The organism is Serratia sp. CY27727 (genome assembly GCF_052169275.1).
Taxonomy (GTDB): Bacteria; Pseudomonadota; Gammaproteobacteria; order Enterobacterales; family Enterobacteriaceae; genus Serratia; species Serratia sarumanii.
Map to the genome: position 1 here is coordinate 201,061 of NZ_JBJNLB010000005.1, position 21,475 is coordinate 222,535.

The following is a 21,475-nucleotide window of genomic DNA, read 5'->3' on the forward strand; positions in this document are numbered from 1 at the left end:
CAATCAATATCAATCAAAGTGATTAAAGCTGATTATACCGCCATCAGAGAACAAAAAACACGCAATCAGTTGCCGAACAACCCACCGTCGCGCAGCAGATGCTCGTTACCCTTGCGGCGGGTAAAGCCGCTGCGATCGAAGAACTCCAGCACCTGGATCGCCAGCTTGCGCCCGACGCCGAGCCGATCGCGGAAGTCGGCGGCGTTGGCGCCGCCCCGCTCCGCATCCAGCTCGCGGATCAGCGCCGCGAACTGATCGATGCGTCGGCTGAGGTAATAGCGATCCACCACCACCGCTGTCACATGGCCCAGCTGGGCCGCCTTGCGCAGCAGCGCCCGCACCCGACTCTCCTCCTCGCCCAACTCGCTCGCCAGATCGCGCACCCACCACGGCTCGTCGCCGAACAGCGGTTCGATGCGCGCCCACAGCGGCGCCTCTTCGGCGCTGAACGCCAGACCGTGTTCCGGCAGGTGCAGCCAGCCGCGCGTATTGCGCAGTGCGCCGGCCTTCAGCAGCCGATCGATCATCATAAACACCAGCGTTTCCGGCTGCTGGGGCAGGGCCATGCGCCGCAGACGGGCGCGCCCTAACCCCAGCTGGTCGGCGTGCTGTTGGTGGTACTCCGCCAGCACCTGCAGCAACCGGCTCTCCGCCTGTTGCACCTGATCCTGCGCCAGCGCCCGGTCACCGACGATCAGCAGATCGCGGTTCGCCAGCAGTGCCGCCAGGCCGTCGTCGGTCAACTGACGCGCCCAGGCGAACGCCGTCAGAGACAGCGCGCCGTGCGGCAGCTCAAGCGTCAGCGCCTGCGCATCGTCCTGCGCGTTCGCCAGGGCCTGCAGCCATACCAGGTAGTCCGGCTGGCGCTTGCCGCGCTTGGGCGCGCTCAGCCTGAGCACCCGGGCCGCGCCCAGCGTTTGCCGTGCGCCGATATCGCGCAGCACCAGCCGATCGTTCTCCGCCAGCCACAGCGGGCGATCGAGGATCAGTTCCGCCAGCCCGTCGTTCAGCAGCGAAATGCGCCCGGTGATGTGGCTGGCGGCATGGTGCAGGTGCAGCGGCTGCCAATGGCGGATCGGCCGATCCGCTTCCAGCGCCACCAGAATGCGTTCCGCCGCCTCCGGCGGACGCTGCGCCAGCAGCCAGTCGCCGCGCGCGACACGGTCTTTATCGACATCGCCGCTGATGTTCAGCGCGATGCGTTGCCCGGCCTGCGCCTGTTCCACGGCCTGATTTTGGGCGTGCAGGCCGCGCACCCGCACCGGCGCGTCGGCGCCGGTCAGCCACAGCGTATCCCCCACCTGCACCCGGCCGCCGAGCGCGGTGCCGGTCACCACCAGCCCCGCCCCTTTGACGCTGAACGCACGGTCTACCGCCAGGCGAAAACGGCGCGTCAGCGCGTGCTCGCCGGAGGGTAGCGCCAGCAAATGCGCGCGCAGCGCCTCGATACCCTCTCCCGCCGCCGCCGCGGTAACAAACAGCGGTGCATCGGGCCAGCCCTGGCGCGCCAGTTCGTCGCGCACCTGGCGGCGTACCTCGCCGACACGCGCCGCGTCCACCCGGTCGGCCTTGGTCAGCGCCACCGTCAGCGCCGGGCGCCCGCTCAGGCGCAGGATCGCCAGATGTTCGCGGGTTTGCGCCATCACGCCGTCGTCGCAGGCCACCACCAGCAACGCATGGTCGATGCCGCCGACGCCCGCCAGCATGTTGGCGAGGAATTTCTCGTGGCCGGGCACGTCGATAAAGCCCAGCACCCGGCCGTCCGGCTGCGGCCAGTAGGCGTAACCCAGATCGATGGTCATGCCGCGGCGCTTCTCTTCCGGCAGGCGATCCGCGTTGATCCCGGAGATCGCCTGCAGCAGGGTGGTTTTGCCATGATCGACATGGCCGGCGGTGGCGATGATCATGAGGCGCTCAGCGCGTCGATCAGCGCCCCTTCCTGTTCCAGACAGCGCAGATCCAGCCACAGCCGGCCGTCACCGAGGCGGCCGATCACCGGCTGCGGCAGGCGGCGCCAGCGTTCGGCCAACGCTTCCAGCGTGGCGCCGCGGCCGTCGCGCGGCGTGAAGGTCAGCGCATAGCTGGGCAGGCGATCCACCGGCAGCGAACCGCTGCCAATTTGCGACCAGCACGGTTCGGCGCGCAGCTCGAAATCGGCGGTGAACCGCGGTGCCAGCGCCGCCAGCAGCCGTTCGGCCGCCTGTTGCATCTCCAGCTGCGGGCGGGTCAGCAGCCGCAGCGTCGGCAGCTGCTCAGCCAGTTTTTCCGGCTGCAGATAGAGCCGCAGCGTGGCCTCCAGGGCCGCCAGCGTCAGCTTGCCGACGCGCAGCGCGCGCTTGAGCGGATGCTGCTGCAGGCGGGCGATCAACGCCTTTTTGCCGACGATGATCCCGGCCTGCGGGCCGCCCAGCAGCTTATCGCCGGAGAACGTCACCAAGTCGACGCCGGCGGCCAGCAGCCGCTGCGGCATCGGTTCGGCGGGCAGGCCGTACTGCGCCATGTCGATCAGCGAGCCGCTGCCCAGATCGGTGGCGGTCGGCACGCCCTGTTCGGCTCCGAGCTGCGCCAGTTCAGCCTCGTCGACCGCCGCGGTAAAGCCCTGAATGCTGTAGTTGCTGGTGTGCACTTTCATCAACAGGCCGGTCTGCTCGTTGATAGCCTGGCGGTAATCTTTCAGATGGGTGCGGTTGGTGGTGCCGACCTCCACCAGTTGGCAGCCGGCCTGGCGCATCACGTCGGGTATGCGGAATGCGCCGCCGATCTCCACCAGCTCGCCGCGCGACACCACCACCTCTTTACCGGGGGCGATCGCCGCCAGCATCAGCAGCACCGCCGCCGCGTTGTTATTGACAATGCAGGCGTCCTCCGCGCCGATCAGCCGGCACAGCAGATCCGCCACCGCCCGATCGCGATGGCCGCGCCCGGCGCCGTCCAGATCGTACTCCAGCGTCACCGCCTCCCCCATCACCGCGCTCACCGCCTCCTTCACCGGCTGCGCCAGCAGGGCGCGCCCGAGGTTGGTGTGCAGCACGGTGCCGCTGAGGTTGAACACCGGCAGCAAAGCCGGGCGTTGCTGCCGGGCCAGCTCGGCCCGCAGCGCCTGCGGCCAGTCGCCGCACCAGGCGGGTAAACGTTGCTGTTGCCCGATCGCGTCGCGCGCCTGGGCCTGTAGCCGGCGCAGCAGTTCGCCGATCAGCGTCTGGCCATGCTGCGCCACCAGCGGTTCAATCGCGGGTTCACGCAGCAGGCGGTCGATGGCGGGCAGTTGGCTGTAAAGAAGGTGGGATTCAGTGCTCATGGTCGCTCGGTTTTCAATTTAGACGTATCGGCATAGCAAAACCCCGCCGCGGCGGGGGAGAAAAAAGCTCAGGGTGGCGCGGTACGGGCGAAGCTTTCACGGGCGAACAGGCGTTCGGCCAGTTTGACCAGCGCCGGGCGCTCGACGCACCAGTTGGGCAGGATGCGGCGGAAATTGAGGTAGCCCAGCGCGCAGCCGGTGGCGATATCCGCCAGCGTCAGCCGCTCGGCATTGAGCCACGTTTTTTCCCGCGCCAGCGCCTCCAGCGCATCCAACCCGTGCGTCAGTTTGTCACGCTGGCGCAGCATCCAGTTTTCGTCCTGTTTTTCCGGCGCGCGCCGGCTTTCGCGAAACAGGGTCGCCGCCGCTTCGGTCACGCCATCCGCCAGCGCCGCCACCTGGCGGACGCGCAGCGCGGCGGCGCGTTCGGCCGGCAAAAACGCCGGCTCCACCGTCAGCAGCTCAAGGTATTCGGCCACCACCAGCGAATCGTAAAACACCTCGCCGTCATCGGCGATCAGCACCGGCACCTTGCCGAGCGGGTTAAGCTCCTTCACCCGGCTGCCTGGCTCATACGGCGGATCGTTGACGAATTCGAACGCGATCCCTTTTTCCAGCAGCATCACGGAAATCTTGCGCACAAAGGGGCTGGTGTAACTGCCGATAAGCTTCATCCGGTCTCCTCCGCTTCGTCCTGGCCGCGGCGTGGCGCCCTTACTTCACCGCCAGGGTATCGATAATCTGCTGCACCAGCGCCTGATGCACTTCCGGCGTTTTGGCCGGCGACAGCATTTGCAGCGTCACCACCCGCTTGTTGAACACCGTCAACACCAGCGTGGAGACCACCTTTTGCCCGTTGACGGTCTGCTCGGTATCCACCCGGCGAAACTTCTGTTTGCCGACGCTGAAGTTCTCTTCTTTGGTGGTCTGGATATTCTGATAGCGCTCGGCCAGCACCGTGATGGCGCTCTGCGCCAGCTCTTTCAGCATTTTGTCGCTGGTGTTGAGCTTCATGCCGTCCGGCGGGATCACTTCGGAAGAGACCGCGCTCTGGCGCGACTTGCCGTCGAGAAAGCGCTGAATGGTGGAGGTGCTGTCGTTGATGATACCGCTGTTCAGCGTTTGATCGCTAAAGCCCGGCGGCAGCTCGAAGGTGATTTTGCCCTTCTGCAGCGACACGTTCAGCCCCGGCGGCGCGGGCGGGGTTTCTACCGGCGCAGGCGGCGGCGGTGGCGCGGGCTGCGTCACGGTCGGCTTGGTGTCCGGTGGCGGCACCGCCGGTTTGGTGTCGTCTTTGTTGTCGCAGGCCGCCAGTCCGACCGCCAGCACGGCGACCGCGGTCAGTTTTGCCAGGGTGTTTAACATCGTGGTTCCTTTCGCTTGGCGCGTTATGGCCTAAACGTAGCAACTCGTCCGGGCGAATGCCAGAAGCCCGTGCTGAAATTGCTGGTCCGGCCCCGCGCGAACGGGGCCGGGCGGTTACTCCGCCGGGAACAGGAACGGATTGATGCTGCTGCGGCCGAAGCCTTCTTCTTCCATGCGGGCGTCCAGCACCAGCGAAGCCAGATCGTCGGCCACCGCTTCGACCTGCGGGTCTTTTTCCTGATACAGGATCTTCAGGTAAGTGCCGCAGTCGCCGCAGCTTTCCGCCTTCACCGCCGCCTGCTCGCTGTCCAGCGACCAGTAGTTGAGATCGCGGGTCTGCTCGCAGTTGCTGCACTTCACCCGCACCACGTGCCATTCGCTTTCGCACAGGTTGCAGTGCAGGTAGCGCAGGCCGTTGACGGTGCCGATGTGCACCATGCTGGAGACCGGGATGCTGCCGCACACCGGGCAGAATTGGCGCTGCTCGCCGTATTCGGCGCGCGCCTTGCCGGGGATCAGGCTGGCCATCTGCGCCCAATAGAGCGACAGCGCGGCCCAGAGGAACGGCGCCTTCTCGCTGCCCACCTTGCCGAACTCGCGGTTGAGCAAGGCGTCGGCCATCAGCTCCAGCTCGTGCGCCGAGGCTTTCTCCAGGTTGTCCAGCACCGCCAGGATATGCTCCGGCGCCTGCGGGCGCAGCTCGGCGATCAGCGACGCCAGCAGCTTGCGCCAGTGCTCGCTGCGCGGGAACACGCTCAGATCGAGCGGCGGTTTGCCGCTGGCGGCACCCTGCGCCAGCGCTTCGCTAAGATCGAGCTGCAGCGGATTATCGTGCAGCGCATGCTGCTGCGCCTGCGCCAGCTCGGCGGCGAAGTTCAGATAGTCGCCCAGCGGATTGTCGACCGCCAGCTGACGCAGGCGATCGGCGCGGCGGCTGTACAGGCTTTTCAGGTTGGCGAAAAGTAACGGCGGGATGTTCTCCGCCGTTGAGGACTTCTCACGCTGTGCCCCTAACTGCTCTTTAGGAACGATGCGGATACTCATCAGGGTTTATCTTCCTGTCGTTTCTCGCGGACCTCGCGGTACCAGCGCGGATGATGTTTCTTGGCCCAGGCCGCCGGCACCCAGCCTTCCACCATCGCGGTAATGGTGCCTTTTACCCACAATGCGGCGTAAATGTGCACCATAATCACGATAATCAGGCCGACCGCGGCCAGCGAATGCACCAGCAGCGCGATGCGGATCAGCGGGATGGAGAACGACGGCGCAAAATACGGCCGCCAGATCACCACGCCGCTGGCCAGCAGCAGCACCAGGCTGATAATCGCCGCCCAGAACACGCACTTCTGGCCGAAATTATAGCGCCCGGTGTCACCCACTTCCTCGTTCATGGCGATTTTGTGGATGTTCTTGGCCCAGACGATATCTTCCCGGTTGATCAGGTTATGCTTCCAGTAGCGCAGGAACATCAGCAGGAACGCGGCAAACATGATCACCCCGACAAACGGGTGCAGAATGCGCGCCAGCTGCGGCGTCCCGAAGATGTTCATCAGCCAGTTGAAGGAGGGGAAGAAGAACCCCAGCCCGCTGATGGCGGCGAACACAAAGCAGAACGCCACGATCCAGTGGTTGATGCGCTCCGGTGCGCTGTAACGCTGAATGGGCTTTTCCTTTCTCATTTGCGCGTCTCCTCGTCGTGCGACTCGTCGTGCTCGTCCTCATCGTCGACGCGGTTAGGCCCGACGCCGACATAGTGGAACACGCTGGCCGCGAAGGTGGCGGCAAAGCCGATGGCCGCCAGGGGTTTCCACACGCCCTTCCAGAAGGTCACCGCCGGGCTGATGCTCGGGTTGTCCGGCAAACCGTGGTACAGCTGCGGTTTGTCGGCGTGGTGCAGCACGTACATCACGTGCGTGCCGCCCACCCCCGCCGGATCGTACAGACCGGCGTTCTGGTAGCCGCGGGTGTTCAGCTCGCTAACGCGATCCGCCGCCACCTGCTTCATCGCTTCCTTGGTGCCGAAGTGAATGGCGCCGGTCGGGCAGGTTTTCACGCAGGCCGGTTCCTGGCCGACGTCCACGCGGTCGACACACAGGGTGCACTTGTACACCCGGTTGTCGTCCTTGTTCATGCGCGGCACGTCGAACGGGCAGCCGGCGATGCAGTAGCCGCAGCCGATGCAGTGCTCGGACTGGAAGTCGACGATGCCGTTGGCGTACTGAATGATCGCGCCTTCCGACGGGCAGGCCTTCAGGCAGCCCGGATCGGCGCAGTGCATGCAGCCATCCTTGCGGATCAGCCATTCCAGCTTGCCGTTTTCCTCCACCTCGGAGAAGCGCATCACCGTCCACGACTTGGCGGTCAGATCGGCGGGGTTATCGTACACCCCGACGTTGTGCCCCACTTCGTCGCGGATGTCGTTCCATTCGGAACAGGCCACCTGACAGGCCTTGCAGCCGATACAGGTGGTGACATCGATCAGTTTGGCCACTTCTTCCTGGTGGTCACGGGCGCGCGGCGCCGGCGTGAAACCATTGGTGGCGGATTTACGAATGATGTCTTGAGATTGCATGGCCATAATTCGTCTCCGTTACACCTTTTCCACGTTGACCAGGAACGCCTTGAACTCCGGCGTTTGCGTATTGGCGTCGCCGACGAACGGCGTCAGCGTGTTGGCGATAAAGCCTTTCTTCGCCACCCCTTCGTAACCCCAGTGGATCGGGATGCCGATGGTGTCGACTTCCTGGCCGTGCACCTGCAGCGTGCGAATACGCTTGGTCACCACCGCCTTGGCCTTGATGTAGCCGCGGTTGGAGCTGACCTTCACGGTATCGCCGTGCTTGATGCCTTTTTTCTCCGCCAGCTTCTCGCCGATCTCCACAAACTGCTCAGGCTGCGCGATGGCGTTCAGCAACGCGTGCTTGGTCCAGTAGTGGAAGTGCTCGGTCAGACGATAGGTGGTGCCGACGTACGGGAACTTGTCGGATTTGCCCATCGCCGCCAGATCGTCCTTGAACACGCGCGCCGCCGGGTTGGACACCACGTTCGGGTGCAGCGGGTTGGTGCCGAGCGGCGTTTCGAACGGCTCGTAGTGTTCAGGGAACGGCCCTTCCGCCATCTTGTCGGTGGCGAACAGGCGGCCCATGCCTTCCGGCTGCATGATGAACGGCCCGACGTCGCTGCCCGGTGCGGCGGTGCTGTAGTCCGGGATATCGGCCCCGACCCACTTGGCGCCGTCCCACTCCAGCAGTTGGCGTTTCGGATCCCACGGTTTTCCCTGCGGGTCCGCCGAGGCGCGGTTATACAGGATGCGGCGGTTGAGCGGCCATGCCCAGGCCCAGCCCAGCGTATTGCCGAGGCCGGACGGATCGGCGTTGTCGCGCCGCGCCATCTGGTTGCCGGCCGGCGTCCAGCTGCCGGCGAAGATCCAGCAGCCGCTGGCGGTGGTGCCGTCGTCGCGCAGCTGCGCGAACGAGCTGAGCAGCTCGCCTTTTTTCACCAGCACCTTGCCGTCGGCATCCAGCAGATCCGCCAGCGCCTTGCCGTTGTTTTCCTGCGCCACCTCTTCCGGCGCCGGGTTGTCCGGCGTCAGGTAGTCCCAGGTCATGTTCAGCACCTGTTCCGGCACCGCACCGCCGTCGCGCGCATACATCTCGCGCAGGCGGCTGAAGATGCCCGCCAGGATCTCGCCGTCGTTCAGCGCTTCGCCCGGGGCGTCCGCGCCTTTCCAGTGCCACTGCAGCCAGCGGCCGGAGTTGACGATCGAGCCGTTCTCTTCGGCGAAGCAGGTGGACGGCAGGCGGAACACTTCGGTCTGGATCTGCGCAGGATCCACCTCGTTGAACTCGCCGTGGTTCTGCCAGAAGTTGGAGGTCTCGGTGTTCAACGGATCGATGGTCACCAGGAACTTCAGCTTGGACAGCGAAGCCACCACCTTGTTTTTGTTCGGGAACGACGCCACCGGGTTAAAGCCCTGGCAGAAGTAGCCGTTGACCTTGCCCTGCGCCATCATCTCGAAGTACTGCAGCACGTCGTAGCCTTTGTCCCACTTCGGCAACCAGTCAAAGCCCCAGCTGTTATCCTTCTGCGCCTTGTCGCCGTAGAAGGTCTTCATCATGCTGACGAAGAATTTCGGGTAGTTACCCCAGTAGTTCACCTGGCCCGGCAGCAGCGCCTTCGGCGTGTTGGCCTTCAGGTAGGTGTCGAGATCGGTCTGTTTCTCCGACGGCAGCGTCAGGTAGCCCGGCAGGCTCTGCGACAGCAGGCCGAGATCGGTCAGACCCTGAATGTTGGAGTGGCCGCGCAGCGCGTTGACGCCGCCGCCCGCCATGCCCATGTTGCCGAGCAGCAGTTGGATCATCGCCATGGTGCGGATGTTCTGCGCGCCGACCGAGTGCTGAGTCCAGCCCAGGGCGTACAGGAACGAAGCGGTTTTATCCGCGACGCAGGTTTCGGCGATGTATTCGCACACCTTGAGGAAATCGTCCTTCGGCGTGCCGCAGATGTTGGTCACCACGTCAGGCGTGTAGCGGCTCACGTGCTGTTTCAGCATGTTCCACACGCAGCGCGGATCCTGCAGCGTGACGTCGCGCTTGGCGAAGCCGTTCTCGTCGAACTGGTAGTTCCAGGTGGTTTTGTCGTACTTGCGGTTTTCCGCGTCGTAGCCGCTGAACAAGCCGTCTTCGAAGGCAAAATCTTCCCGCACCAGCAGGCTGGCGTTGGTGTAGGCCTCGACGTACTCGCGGTTGAACTTGTTGTTGGTCATCAGATACAGCAACACGCCCGACAGGAAAGCGATGTCGGTCCCGGAGCGGATCGGCGTGTAGAAGTCCGCCACCGATGCGGTTCGGGTAAAGCGCGGATCGATCACGATCAGCTTGGCATTGTTGTGTATTTTGGCTTCCATCGCCCAGCGGAACCCCACCGGATGCGCTTCCGCCGCATTACCGCCCATGACGATAATCAAATTCGCGTTCTTGATATCAACCCAGTGGTTGGTCATCGCACCGCGACCAAATGTTGGAGCAAGACTTGCTACCGTTGGTCCGTGTCAGACACGCGCCTGGTTGTCTACGGCAAGCATGCCGAGAGCGCGACTAAATTTTTGCGACAGAAAACCGGTTTCGTTGCTGGCGGCCGAGGCGCACAGCATGCCGGTGGTCAGCCAACGGTTGACGGTAACGCCCTGGTCGTTGGTTTTGATGAAGTTGGCGTCGCGGTCTTCTTTCACCAGCTTGGCGATGCGGGTAAAGGCGTCGTCCCAGCTGATGCGTTGCCATTTGTCCGATCCTGGCGCCCGGTATTCCGGGTACTTGAGGCGGCTTTCGCTGTGGATGAAGTCAACCAGGCCGGCGCCTTTCGGGCAAAGCGCGCCGCGGTTTACCGGATGATCCGGATCCCCTTCGATATGGAAAATGCTTTCTTTGGCGTTTTTGGCGCCATCACCAAGGCTGTACATCAACAGCCCACAGCCGACGGAACAATACGTACAGGTATTACGGGTCTCGCGGGCGCGCAGCAGTTTGTACTGCCGGGTTTCCGCCAACGCCACTTCGGGGGCAAAGCCCAGCGCGGCCACCGTCGTTCCTGCCATACCGCCAGCGCAGATCTTAAAGAACTGCCTTCTGCTGACCTGCATGGGGGTCTCCTTTACTCTCGATTGTCACATTGTTCAAAGGCGCCTGCCCGCTAGCGCGGCAAACGCGAATGTCACTGTTGTTATGCTTGCTACGAACGCCGGCCATATTACCACAGCGTGCTTGTGGTTGTTACACACTCGTGCTCATTCAGTGAACGCTTTGGCACATTTCGATACATTTCGGCGTTGGCGCTCCCTACAGTATAGAGAGTAACCCGCGCGCCGGGGCGACGGCTTCACGCAGCCATCCGCCCCTTCTTCTATCAGTAGGTTAGCGCAGCGATTTGATCGTTAACCACACAGTTCACAGGGCATTGATAATCATTTTCAATATCATTTAATTAACTATAATGATCCGACTGCTTACGCGGTGCTCACGCTTTGCGCCGCCCATACACCACTGGAGATGATGATTATGAGTTATTCACTGCCATCCCTGCCGTACGCTTACGACGCACTGGAACCGCATTTCGACAAGCAGACGATGGAAATCCATCACACCAAACACCATCAGACCTACGTCAACAACGCCAACACCGTGCTGGAAGCCTACCCTGAGCTGGCCAAATACAGCGTTGAAGAGCTGATCCAGGATCTGGATAAAGTGCCTGCCGACAAACGCACCTTCATGCGCAACAACGCCGGCGGCCACGCCAACCACAGCTTCTTCTGGAAAAACCTGAAAACCGGCACCACGCTGGGCGGCGATCTGAAAGCGGCCATCGAGCGCGATTTCGGCAGCGTTGAGAAATTCCAGGAAGAGTTCGAGAAAGCCGCTGCCACCCGCTTCGGTTCCGGTTGGGCTTGGCTGGTGCTGAAAGACGGCAAACTGGCCGTGGTGTCTACCGCTAACCAGGACAGCCCGCTGATGGGCGAAGCGGTCGCCGGCGCTTCCGGTTTCCCAATCATCGGCTTGGACGTGTGGGAACACGCTTACTACCTGAAATATCAGAACAAACGTCCTGACTACATCAAGGCGTTCTGGAACGTGGTCAACTGGGATGAAGCCGCCGCACGCTTCGCCGCGAAGAAGTAATTCGCCCCCGTTGATGAAGATGCCCGCCACCGGCGGGTATTTTTTTGCCTGAAATCCGCTAAAGTTTGACCACGTCTTGCCGATGGTTTGTTCAATTGACGTTCGCCCGGAGAAGGAAAAAACGCTATGGCGGCATTGCAAGCATTGGCAGGAAAGTTCACTCATCTCACCGTAGGTAAAAAGCTCGGTCTCGGCTTCGCACTGTTGCTGCTGTTGGCGGTCATCATCGCCGGCACCGGGGCGCAATATCTGCATATCATCGAATCACGCGCCGATCGCATCGACTTCAGCAACCGGCTGAACGAAGAGATCAACCAGGCCAAATACAACCGCGCCATGTACGGCCAAACCTACCGGCCGGAGTATATTCAGAACAACCGCGCCAATATTGAAAACGCCGTCAAACTGATAGATCACGGGCAGGCGCTGGACTGGGACGCCCAAAGCCGCAAGGATCTGCAGCGTCTGGTGACGCTGATCGGGGAATATCAGCAGCAGCAAAAAGAGTTTGAACAGGCGGTCACGGCGAAAGACGCGGTGCGCCAGAGCTGGAACATGTCGGAAGTGCAGGCCAGCCTGAGCCAGGTGGAGCGCCAGCTGACCAACGGCGATCTGCAGTTGGCCTTCATCCAGCTGAACCAGAAGCTGACCCAGGTGCGCTACGGCGCGCGCGGCCTGCTGCTGAGCCTGAACAAGGAAACCGAAGCCCCGCTGATGGCGGCCATCGACGATGCGCGCGACGCGGCCAGTGCCTTGAGCCGCCGGGTCAGCGACGCGCAGCGCCCGCAGCTGCAACCGCTGCTGGCCGCGCTGGACGATTACAAAAACCGCATCGCGGCCTACCTGCCTGCCTATGAGCACGAGCAGCAGATCAGCCGGCGGCTCGGCGAACGCGCGCAGGCGATCGGCATGCTGGTGAACGCCTTTATGCAGGACGAGCTGGCGCAGACCCACAATGATATCAATCTGGCGCAGCTGCAGATGGGCATCACCACGCTGATCGCCATCATCGCCGGGGTGCTTATCGCCTGGCGCATCACCCTGCAGATCACCCGTCCGCTGCACAGCACGCTGGCCATGGCGGAACGCATCGCCAGCGGCGACCTGCGCCAGGCGCAGACCAGCACCCGCCGCGACGAGCTGGGGCAGTTGCTGAACGCGGTGGCGGCGATGAGCCAAAACCTGCGCACCATGATTGAGAAGATCCAGATGGGGGTCAGCCAGGTCTCCACCGCCTCGGCGGAAATTGCCGCCGGCAACACCGACCTCTCCTCACGCACCGAACAGCAGGCGGCGGCGGTCGAGGAAACCGCCGCCAGCATGGAACAGCTGACCGCCACGGTGAAACAGAACGCCGACAACGCCCATCACGCCAATCAGCTGGCCACCGACGCCTCGCAGACCGCGCAGCAGGGCGGCAAGCTGGTGGAAAACGTAGTCAGCACCATGCGCGATATTTCCAGCAGTTCGCAGCGCATCGCCGAAATTACCACCCTGATCAACGGTATTGCCTTCCAAACCAATATCCTGGCGCTCAACGCCGCGGTGGAAGCGGCGCGCGCCGGCGAACAGGGCCGCGGCTTCTCGGTGGTCGCCAGCGAAGTGCGCAGCCTGGCGAGCCGCAGCGCCCAGGCGGCCAAGGAGATCGAAGGGCTGATCGCCGAATCGGTCAGCCGGGTGAAAACCGGCACCGAGCTGGTGGAAAGCACCGGCAACACCATGGAACAGATCGTCCGCTCGGTCACCCACGTGCGCGACATCATGGCTGAAATCGCCGCCGCTTCCGATGAGCAGACACGCGGCATCGCCCAGATTGGCCAGGCGATCGTCGAGATGGACCACACCACCCAGCAGAACGCCGCGCTGGTGGAAGAGTCCGCCGCCGCCGCCGATTCGCTGGAAGAACAGGCCGACATGCTGCTGCAGAGCGTCTCGGTGTTCCGTTTGGCGGAGCAGACTGAACCCGCCGCCGTGAAAGCCGCCGCGCCGAAAGCGCCGGCGGTAAAACCCGCAGCCGCCAACGCCGCCGCGGAAGAGAACTGGACCACTTTCTGACGCCCCGCCGCCCGCCCGAGGATTTTCGGGCGGGTTGTTATGTCCCCCCGGCGCAACTCAGGCTATGCTGAGCCTTCGACGCGAGACACGGAGGCGCACATGCATCACCCAGACGTTTACATCGGCAGCATCCAACCCTATGAAGGCGGGCGCCCCAGCGCCATCGCCAAACGCCAGGTGGATGGCGCCATCCGGCTCACGCCGCTCGGCCTGGAAGGCGACGAGCAGGCGGAAAAAAGCTACCACGGCGGGCCGGACCGCGCGCTGTGCCACTACCCGCGCGAGCATTACGCCCACTGGCGCGCGCAGTTTCCGGCGCAGGCCGAGCAATTTTGCGCCCCGGCCTTCGGCGAGAATATCTCCACCGAAGGGCTGACCGAACACAATGTGTTTATGGGCGACATTTTCCGCTGGGGCGAGGCGCTGATCCAGGTCACTCAGCCGCGCTCGCCGTGCTTCAAGCTCAATTATCACTTCGCCATCGAGGACATTTCGGTGCTGATGCAGCAAAGCGGCCGCTGCGGCTGGCTGTATCGGGTGGTGTCGCCGGGCGCGGTCAGCGGCGATCGTCCGCTGGCGCTGGCGGCGCGCAACAGCGACGTGTCGGTGGCCGAAGCCATCGCCATCGCCTGGCATATGCCGTTCGACGCGGAACAGTATCGCCGCCTGTTGGCGGTCGCCGGCCTCTCCGCCAGCTGGAGCAAGACCATGCTCACGCGGCTTGCCGAAGGGCACCTTGAGGACTTCAACCGCCGCCTGCTCGGCCGTTGAAAGCGCGGGCGGAAAAGATGAAAAACGTGCGCCGAATGCCGCGTTAACCCTGTTCTTCCGCCTATACTGTAGCCGCGTGTTTTTCAGCCAGGAGCAAGGTAATGACCACCCCGACCCATTCGATTCATCACGCCGCCGCCGAGGGCTATCAGGCCAATGCCGATCGCTATATGAAAGGCCGGCCGGATTATCCGCCGGAAATCGCCGCCTGGCTGCGCGAGACTATCGGCCTGCACGCCGGCATGACGGTCATCGATCTCGGCGCCGGCACCGGCAAGTTCACCCCGCGCCTGCTGGAAACCGGCGCTCAGGCGATCGCCGTCGAACCGGTGCCGCAAATGCTGGAAAAACTGTCGGCGGCGCTGCCGCAGGTGAAAACGCTGGCGGGCACCGCCGAGGCGATCCCGTTGCCGGACGAGTCGGTCGATGCGGTAGTGTGCGCCCAATCCTTCCACTGGTTCGCCACGCCGCAGGCGCTGGCGGAGATCCGGCGCATTCTCAAACCCGGCGGCAAACTCGGTCTGGTGTGGAACATGCGCGATGTGCGCGTCGGCTGGGTGCGTAAACTGAATCAGATCGTCGATCGCCACGAAGGCGATGCGCCGCGTTTCTATACCGGCGAATGGCGCAAGCTCTTCCCGTTCAAAGGCTTTGAACCGCTGCAGGAGCAGGTCTTTATGTTGAGCCACCGCGGCGCGGTGGAGGACGTGATCTACAACCGGGTGCGTTCAACCAGCTTTATCGCCGCGCTGCCGCAGCCGCAACAGGAGCAGGTTATCGATCAATTGCGCCAGCTGGTGGCGGAAGAAGAGGAGCTACGGGGCCAGGACACGGTCACCGTGCCCTATCAGACCAAGGCGTATTTCACCACCAAGGCCTGACGCCCGGGGGTTCAGAACGCTTTCTTGGCGTAACCGGTGACCGCTTTCAGGCCCATCTCGCGGCCCAGCGCGGTCATTGGATGCACCACGATCAGCCCGCGCGCGCTTTTCTTCAGCGCGCCCATGTCGGCCTGCTCTTTCTTGGTGATTTCGCGGCTGAACGGCAGCTTGCTCAGCTTCTGCGCTTCGGCGCTCAGCTTCTCGCCGCGCACGTTTTTCAGGCGCTCGATCTCCGTCGCCAGCTTCTCTTTCTCTTTGGTGTGCTGCGCAATCAACTCAGGGTTGCCCTGTTGGATCACGGTGGCGTCTTTGTGGTTCAAGGCGTCCAGCAGGTCGCTCAGGCGCTTGATCTCTGCCTTTTCTTTCTCTTTCATGGTCTCTGGCCCGTTGTGCCCAAAATGGCACGCTAATCAATGATACCGGCATTGTAGCAAAAGGCGCGCGCCGTTACCCGTCCTGCGCAATGCCGGGCGGCAGGCCGCTCATCTCGCAGGCCCTGGCGCCGAGCCGGGCCAACGCCTGGGTGTAGCGCGCGTTGAACGGGTAGCAACAGGAGAGCCGCAGCGCGTTGCGGTAGCGCCCGCTGGGGGAATACAGGGTGCCCGGCGTCAAACAGATCTGCTCTTCCAGCAGTTGGTGGAACAGCGCCACGCTGTCCACGCCGGGAGGGAATTCGACCCAAAACACGAAGCCGCCCGCCGGCTGCGTGGCCAGCGTGCCGCGCGGGAAATGCCGGGCGATCAGCGCCCGCGCCTCGTCTACCTGCGCCGCATAGCGCTTGCGCAGGTTGCGCAAATGGTGATCGTAACCGCCGCTCTCCAGGAAGGTCGCCAGCGTTTCCGACAGCAGCTGCGACTCGGACATCGACGACACCGCCTTCAGCTTGCGCAACGCCTCGTGAAAGCGGCCGCCGCAGATCCAGCCGACGCGAAAATCCGGCGCCAGCGTTTTGGTGAAGCTGGAGCAAAACAGCACCCAGCCGTCACGATCGAACGCCTTCACCGCCGGCGACAGCGCGCCGCCGAACTGGATCTCGGCATACAGCCCGTCTTCAATCAACGGCACCTGATGATCGTTCATCAGCCGCGCCAGCCGCTTTTTCGCCGCCAGCGGCATAGTGCAGCCCAGCGGGTTTTGCACCGTCGGCATGGCAATCACCGCGTTCAGCCGTTTCTCGTTCAATAGCAGCTCCAGCGCGTCCAGCGACAGCCCCAGCTGCGGATCGGTGGGGATTTCCAGCGCTTTCAGCCCCAGGCTGGCCAGCAGCGGCAGCAGGTAGAAGTAGGTCGGTGACTCCAGCCCGACGCAGTCGCCCGGTTTGGTGGTGACGCGCAGCGCCAGCTGCAACGCCTCCATGCAGCCGTGGGTCAGCACCACGTCGCCCGGCTCCAGCAGCATGCCCAGCGTCATCGAACGGCGGGCGATCTGCTGACGCAGCCGCAGGCTGCCGGGCGGCAACGAATACTGTCCGATCAGATCCGGTTGACGGCGCAGCTGAGAGGACAGCATGCGCCCCAGCTTGCCGCCGGGATAAAAATCGCTGGTCTGCGGGCAGGCCAGCGCAATGTTGGTGAAGGCCGGATTCTGCTGGGCGGCGAACACGGTATCGATCAGCGCCAGCACGTCGTCCGCCGGCGGCTCGATGCGGCCGCTGGGCGCCGAGGCCATCTTCAGCGCCGGCAGCGTGCTGCGGACATAAAACCCCGATTGTGGCCGCGCTTCGATCAGCCCGCGATCCTCCAGCGTGCGGTAAGCCGACACCACGGTATTAATGCTGACGCGATGGGTTTGCGCACAGCGCCGCACCGAAGGCACGCGGTCGCCGGGCAGCAGCGTGCCGCGGCGAATGGCCTCGGCCAGCGTATCCGCCAGCTGCAGGTAACGGGTATCCGGGGTTTCATCGAGCAGGGTCACAGTTTCTCTCCAGGCAATGGGTACAGTTTACATTTTGCACAACTGTAACCATAACAATATCCAATTTGTGGTTCTGTCACCACCCCATCGCAGCGATTATGCTGATCCTCTCGTTATTACCGTCATTTTCAAGGAACCTGCCATGCTGGACTCCGCCTTTGTCAGCTACGTCACCGTCATGTCGATTACCCCCGGCCCCAACAACCTGCTGCTGGCCTCGTCGGGCGTCAACTTCGGCCTGCGCCGCACCCTGCCGATGCTGTTCGGCATCGGCGCCGGCTGCGCGGTGCAGTTGGCTATCATTATCCCGCTGCTGGCGCTGGCGCTCAGTTGGGCCGGCGTCATCCGCTTCCCGCTGGCGGTGATCGGTTGCGCCTACCTGCTGTGGCTGTCATGGAAACTGTTCAAGGCGGCCTCGCCGGACGCCAAAGAGCAGGTGAGGCCAATGAGTTTCCTCAACGGCGCGCTGTTTCAGGCGGTCAACCCCAAGGCCTGGCTGATGGTGATCAACGTGGCGATCCTGTTCACCCCGCGCGAAGGCGCCACCTTCTTCCATACGCTGAGCGTCATCGCAGGTTTCGTCGTGCTGAATTTACCCTGTGTGCTGCTGTGGGCGGTGCTGGGCGACCGGTTGCGCAACGCGCTCCAGGTCGCCTGGAAGCTGCGCGCGTTTAACGGCGTCATGTCCGGCCTGATGGCCGCCACCGCGCTGTGGTTGCTGTTCGACGAGTGGCGCGCGGCCTTTGCTTAGCCGCGGCCGAGAGGAGAGAGTCGGGAAGGTTGTTTGGCGCCGATGCCGGCGATCAGATCGGTAATGGACAGCACCATGGTGGAGCGCACCATCTGCTGATAGCGCTGACGCTGCATGGCGATCAGCGCTTCATCCGCTTCGCCCGGCTGCAGGAAGGTCGGCGCCGGCGGCAGCGCGGCCACGCAGTGCAGCTCGCCAAACGGCCCGAGGATTTCGTCGTCGACGAAGCGGTATTCCGCACCGTCGTGATTCAGCTCTTCGCGCATCGCCATCAGCAGCTCGGCGTCTTCATATTCGTGGCGGGAGATCACCCCCAGCCCATACATCAGCTTCAGGCGCACCGACAGCTCCCCCAGCGGGCCGCTGCCGGACAATAGCGGTTCGACGGCATATTTCACCGCATAGTCGTCCTTGCGGAATACCTGCACCACCAGCACGTTGAGCGCTTCCGCCAGCAGCTCTACCGCCGCGATCAGGAAACTGCGCACCGTTTTGCCCGCGTTCAGCTTTTCCAGAACCTGATTTTCAAATGCCTGTGCTTCTTCCATCATCGCTTTTCGAAAGGCGTGGGGAGGGCCGTCGATGTCGAACTCGGATTGCAGGAGCGCAGCAAGCTGCGCTCGGGTGTTCATCATCACGATTCTACTTGTGCATGGCGTTATACACAGCAACGGCCTCTTCTACAACCTCGCTTTCCGCCGGCAGGCCGGAAATTTGCGCCAGCGCGGCTTTCGGCCCGAGCGTGTTCAGCAATTCCGCCAACTCCTGCGCCTGCGGATCCTGTTCGCTGCGGTAGCTCATGGCGGCGGCGATGCCCTGGATCAGGTTGGCGTGCGGCAGGCCGTATTCCAGCGTGCCCAGCAGCGGTTTGATCAGGCGATCGCCGGCGCTCAGTTTGCGCAGCGGCTGGCGCCCCACGCGCTCGACGTCGTCGTGCAGATACGGGTTTTCGAAGCGGCCGAGGATTTTGTTGATGTAGGCGGCGTGCTTGTCGGCGTCGAAGCCGTAGCGCTTGATCAGCACCGCACCGCTCTCTTCCATCGCTCCTTTCACCACGCGGCGGATCGCCGGGTCGAGAATGGCGTCGCGAATGGTTTGCAGCCCGGCCCGTTGGCCAAGGTAGGCGGTGATGGCGTGGCCGGTATTGAGGGTGAACAGCTTGCGCTCGACGAACGCCATCAGGTTGTCGGTCAGCTCCATGCCGGCGATCGCCGGAGGCTGGCCTTTGAACTGGGTCTGATCGACGATCCATTCGCTGAAGGTTTCCACCGTCACTTCCAGCGGATCGCTGCTGTCCGCCGGCGGCACGATGCGGTCGACCGCCGAATCGACGAAGCCGACGTGCTGCTCAACCCATGCCTGCTCGTCCTGCGGCAGCGCGGCGAGCACATGCTGCTTCAGCTGGCTGGTGCCGCGCACCATATTCTCGCAGGCGATGATGTTCAGCGGCTGCTCATTGCCCTGCTGATGACGCAGCACCAGCCCTTTGGCGATCGTGCCGGCGATTTTGCCGAGAATTTGCGGGCCAACGGCGGTGGTCACCAGATCCGCCTCGGCGATCAGCGCCACCGCCGCCTCGCTGCCGCTGTTGACGGCGCTGACGTTGTTGACGCTCTCCACGCGTTCTTGCTCGCCCACCACGTGCACCTGATAACTTTTACGGCTGTTCAACAGATCCAGCACCGTTTGATTGACGTCGGCGAAGGTCAGCTCAACCCCGGCGTCCGCCAGCAGCTTGCCGATAAAACCGCGGCCGATGTTCCCTGCGCCAAAATGTAATGCTTTCATAACTCTACCTTCTTAATGTCGAAGGGTGCAGCAAGCTGCACCCTTTAAAATGATTCCGTTATCCGGCTTTTTTGCCGCCGAGCAGGTCCAGCACTTCCTGCACGCTGGTGGTATTCGCCAGCCGCTCGATCACGCTCTCGTCATCCAGCGCGTTGGTCAGGCTGGTGATCACCTGAATATGCTCGTTGTTGCGCGCGGCGATGCCGATCACCAGACGGGCCACTTCATCCTCTTCCTCGCCGAAGCGCACGCCCTGCGGGTACTGGCAGAACACCACGCCGGTGCGCAGCACCCGGTCTTTGGCCTCAATGGTGCCGTGCGGCACGGCGATCGACTCGCCCAGGTAGGTGGAGGTGAGTTTCTCGCGCTCCAGCATCGCCGGCACGTACTCCGCCTCGACGTAGCCGCCTTTCACCAGCTGCTCGCCGGCGAAGCGGATCGCCTGCTCTTTGTCGCTGGCCTGCAGGTTAAGGAACACGTTGCTCTCGCTCAGCTTGAACAGGTTCGATTCACCGGCTTCGAAGCTGTCGTCCAGCGCGCCCAGTACCTTCTGCTGGTTGTCGCTGGTTTTGTTGGCCGCCAGCAAACGGTCGACCAAATCGCTGTACAGCTTGCTGTCGAGGAAGTTGGTCAGCGAGATGTGCTGGGCCTGCGGCGCGTGGCGCATCGCACGCTCGGTCAGATCGCGGTGGGTGATCACCAGATCAACATCGTCCGGCAGGCTGTTGATGGCGCTGTTGGTCACCGAGATGTTCTTCAGCCCGGCGTCGGCCACTTTCTTGCGCAGCACCCCGGCGCCCATGGCGCTGGAACCCATGCCCGCATCGCAGGCGACGATGATTTTGCGCACGGTGCTCAGATCGCCGTCGACCGATGCCGGCGTCGCCGCGCCGCCTTTGGACTGCGATTTCATCTCTTGCATGCGACGGGTCGCGGCTTCCAGATCGTCATCCTCTTTCACCTTGGAGGTTTTCAGCAGGAAAGCGGACACCACGAAGGAAACGGCAAAGGCTGCGCACACCGCCGCAATGTTGGCGAAGTAGGCGCCTTTCGGGGTCATCGCCAGCACTGCCAGGATCGAACCCGGAGAAGCCGGAGAAACCAGGCCGCCGTTCAGCATCGTCAGGGTGAAGACGCCGGTCATGCCACCCAGGATCACCGCCAGCAGCAGGCGTGGGTTCATCAGCACGTAAGGGAAGTAGATTTCGTGGATGCCACCCAGGAAGTGAATGATTGCCGCACCGCCGGCGGATTGCTTGGCGCTGCCGCGACCGAAGAACATGTAGGCCATCAGTACGCCCATGCCCGGGCCTGGGTTGGCTTCGATCAGGAAGAATACCGACTTGCCGACTTCCGTGGCCTGCTGGATACCCAGCGGCGAGAAGATGCCGTGGTTGATGGCGTTGTTCAGGAACAGGATTTTCGCCGGTTCAACGAAGATGGACGCCAGTGGCAGCAGGTTGTTCTTCACCATCACGTGCACGCCCGCCGCCAGCAGCTTGGAGAGCACCTCCACCAGCGGCCCGATGCCCAGGAAAGCCAGGATCGCCAGCAGCATGCCGATGATGCCGGCGGAGAAGTTGTTCACCAGCATTTCAAAACCGCTTTTGATCTTGCCGTCCACCCAGCGGTCAAAGTGCTTGATAGCCCAGCCGCCCAGCGGACCGGCGATCATCGAGCCGAGGAACATCGGCATGTCGGCGCCGACGATGACGCCCATGGTGGTGATAGCGCCGACCACACCGCCGCGCTCGCCGCCCACCAGCCGCCCGCCGGTATAACCGATCAGCAATGGCAGCAGGTAGGTGATCATCGGGCCGACCAGCTTGGCTAAGGTTTCATTCGGCAGCCAGCCGGTTGGAATGAATAGCGCGGTGATAATCCCCCAGGCGATAAAGGCGCCGATGTTGGGCATCACCATGTTGCTCAGGAAGCGGCCAAAGTTTTGTACTTTAACCTTGATGTCTGGTGAAAACAT

General features: G+C 63.2%; 18 protein-coding genes. 5 read left to right on the plus strand and 13 right to left on the minus strand.

Annotation, left to right across the window (positions count from 1 at the left end; all coding sequences use genetic code 11):
• Positions 1-65: 65 nt before the first annotated feature.
• From selB to fdnG, 8 genes are all read right to left on the minus strand, one after another.
• Entirely contained in the window at positions 66-1,907 is a 1,842-nt protein-coding gene (gene selB / locus ACJ8HB_RS15030) for a selenocysteine-specific translation elongation factor (protein ID WP_047569921.1), read from the minus strand.
• Entirely contained in the window at positions 1,904-3,298 is a 1,395-nt protein-coding gene (gene selA, locus ACJ8HB_RS15035) for an L-seryl-tRNA(Sec) selenium transferase (RefSeq protein WP_047569922.1), read from the minus strand. Before selA ends, selB begins: the two co-directional genes overlap by 4 nt.
• A gap of 68 nt (positions 3,299-3,366) precedes the next feature.
• Positions 3,367-3,972 carry a glutathione S-transferase gene (locus tag ACJ8HB_RS15040; RefSeq protein ID WP_047569924.1) on the minus strand — a complete coding sequence of 202 codons (606 nt, stop codon included), beginning with the start codon at positions 3,970-3,972 and terminating at the stop codon, positions 3,367-3,369.
• Between the two features lie 40 nt (positions 3,973-4,012).
• Entirely contained in the window at positions 4,013-4,663 is a 651-nt protein-coding gene (locus ACJ8HB_RS15045) for a DcrB-related protein (protein WP_033649530.1), read from the minus strand.
• Positions 4,664-4,777: 114 nt separating this feature from the next.
• Complete coding sequence (fdhE, locus tag ACJ8HB_RS15050; protein ID WP_033649531.1) at positions 4,778-5,707, minus strand: formate dehydrogenase accessory protein FdhE; 930 nt, start codon at positions 5,705-5,707, stop codon at positions 4,778-4,780.
• The gene (fdoI, locus tag ACJ8HB_RS15055) at positions 5,707-6,342 is read right to left on the minus strand and encodes a formate dehydrogenase cytochrome b556 subunit (protein WP_004934017.1); all 636 of its coding nucleotides are present in this window, start codon (positions 6,340-6,342) and stop codon (positions 5,707-5,709) included. Before fdoI ends, fdhE begins: the two co-directional genes overlap by 1 nt.
• Positions 6,339-7,241 (minus strand): formate dehydrogenase subunit beta, encoded by a 903-nt coding sequence (gene fdxH / locus ACJ8HB_RS15060; RefSeq protein WP_033649532.1) that lies wholly within the window; start codon positions 7,239-7,241, stop codon positions 6,339-6,341. The genes fdoI and fdxH overlap by 4 nt, the downstream gene beginning before the upstream one ends.
• A 12-nt stretch (positions 7,242-7,253) precedes the next feature.
• Positions 7,254-10,301 (minus strand): formate dehydrogenase-N subunit alpha, encoded by a 3,048-nt coding sequence (gene fdnG / locus ACJ8HB_RS15065; RefSeq protein ID WP_094887892.1) that lies wholly within the window; start codon positions 10,299-10,301, stop codon positions 7,254-7,256.
• A 415-nt stretch (positions 10,302-10,716) separates the two neighbouring features.
• Here fdnG and sodA point away from each other — a divergent pair, with 415 nt between their 5' ends.
• From sodA to ACJ8HB_RS15085, 4 genes are all read left to right on the plus strand, one after another.
• Positions 10,717-11,337, plus strand: coding sequence for a superoxide dismutase [Mn] (sodA, locus tag ACJ8HB_RS15070; RefSeq protein ID WP_004934003.1), 621 nt, complete (start codon positions 10,717-10,719; stop codon positions 11,335-11,337).
• Between the two features lie 126 nt (positions 11,338-11,463).
• The gene (locus ACJ8HB_RS15075; RefSeq protein ID WP_047569926.1) at positions 11,464-13,392 is read left to right on the plus strand and encodes a methyl-accepting chemotaxis protein; all 1,929 of its coding nucleotides are present in this window, start codon (positions 11,464-11,466) and stop codon (positions 13,390-13,392) included.
• A 99-nt stretch (positions 13,393-13,491) separates the two neighbouring features.
• The gene (gene yiiM / locus ACJ8HB_RS15080; protein ID WP_033649535.1) at positions 13,492-14,163 is read left to right on the plus strand and encodes a 6-hydroxyaminopurine reductase; all 672 of its coding nucleotides are present in this window, start codon (positions 13,492-13,494) and stop codon (positions 14,161-14,163) included.
• A 101-nt stretch (positions 14,164-14,264) separates the two neighbouring features.
• On the plus strand, positions 14,265-15,044 hold the full coding sequence (locus ACJ8HB_RS15085) for a class I SAM-dependent methyltransferase (RefSeq protein ID WP_047569928.1): 780 nt from the start codon (positions 14,265-14,267) through the stop codon (positions 15,042-15,044).
• Positions 15,045-15,055: 11 nt separating this feature from the next.
• On the opposite strand, the gene ACJ8HB_RS15090 is transcribed toward ACJ8HB_RS15085, so the two are convergent.
• Positions 15,056-15,418 carry a YibL family ribosome-associated protein gene (locus ACJ8HB_RS15090; protein ID WP_004933989.1) on the minus strand — a complete coding sequence of 121 codons (363 nt, stop codon included), beginning with the start codon at positions 15,416-15,418 and terminating at the stop codon, positions 15,056-15,058.
• Positions 15,419-15,491: 73 nt separating this feature from the next.
• The gene (locus tag ACJ8HB_RS15095; protein ID WP_047569930.1) at positions 15,492-16,958 is read right to left on the minus strand and encodes an aminotransferase-like domain-containing protein; all 1,467 of its coding nucleotides are present in this window, start codon (positions 16,956-16,958) and stop codon (positions 15,492-15,494) included.
• A 142-nt stretch (positions 16,959-17,100) separates the two neighbouring features.
• Here ACJ8HB_RS15095 and ACJ8HB_RS15100 point away from each other — a divergent pair, with 142 nt between their 5' ends.
• A complete protein-coding gene (locus ACJ8HB_RS15100) occupies positions 17,101-17,709 on the plus strand; it encodes a LysE family translocator (RefSeq protein WP_033649537.1) in 609 nt (202 codons plus the stop codon).
• On the opposite strand, the gene ACJ8HB_RS15105 is transcribed toward ACJ8HB_RS15100, so the two are convergent.
• The 3 genes from ACJ8HB_RS15105 to ACJ8HB_RS15115 form a co-directional block, all read right to left on the minus strand.
• Entirely contained in the window at positions 17,706-18,260 is a 555-nt protein-coding gene (locus ACJ8HB_RS15105) for an MltR family transcriptional regulator (protein WP_033638634.1), read from the minus strand. The two genes, ACJ8HB_RS15100 and ACJ8HB_RS15105, sit on opposite strands and share 4 nt — an antisense overlap.
• A 91-nt stretch (positions 18,261-18,351) precedes the next feature.
• Entirely contained in the window at positions 18,352-19,497 is a 1,146-nt protein-coding gene (mtlD, locus tag ACJ8HB_RS15110) for a mannitol-1-phosphate 5-dehydrogenase (RefSeq protein WP_033653964.1), read from the minus strand.
• Positions 19,498-19,555: 58 nt separating this feature from the next.
• A complete protein-coding gene (locus ACJ8HB_RS15115; RefSeq protein WP_041037303.1) occupies positions 19,556-21,475 on the minus strand; it encodes a PTS mannitol transporter subunit IICBA in 1,920 nt (639 codons plus the stop codon).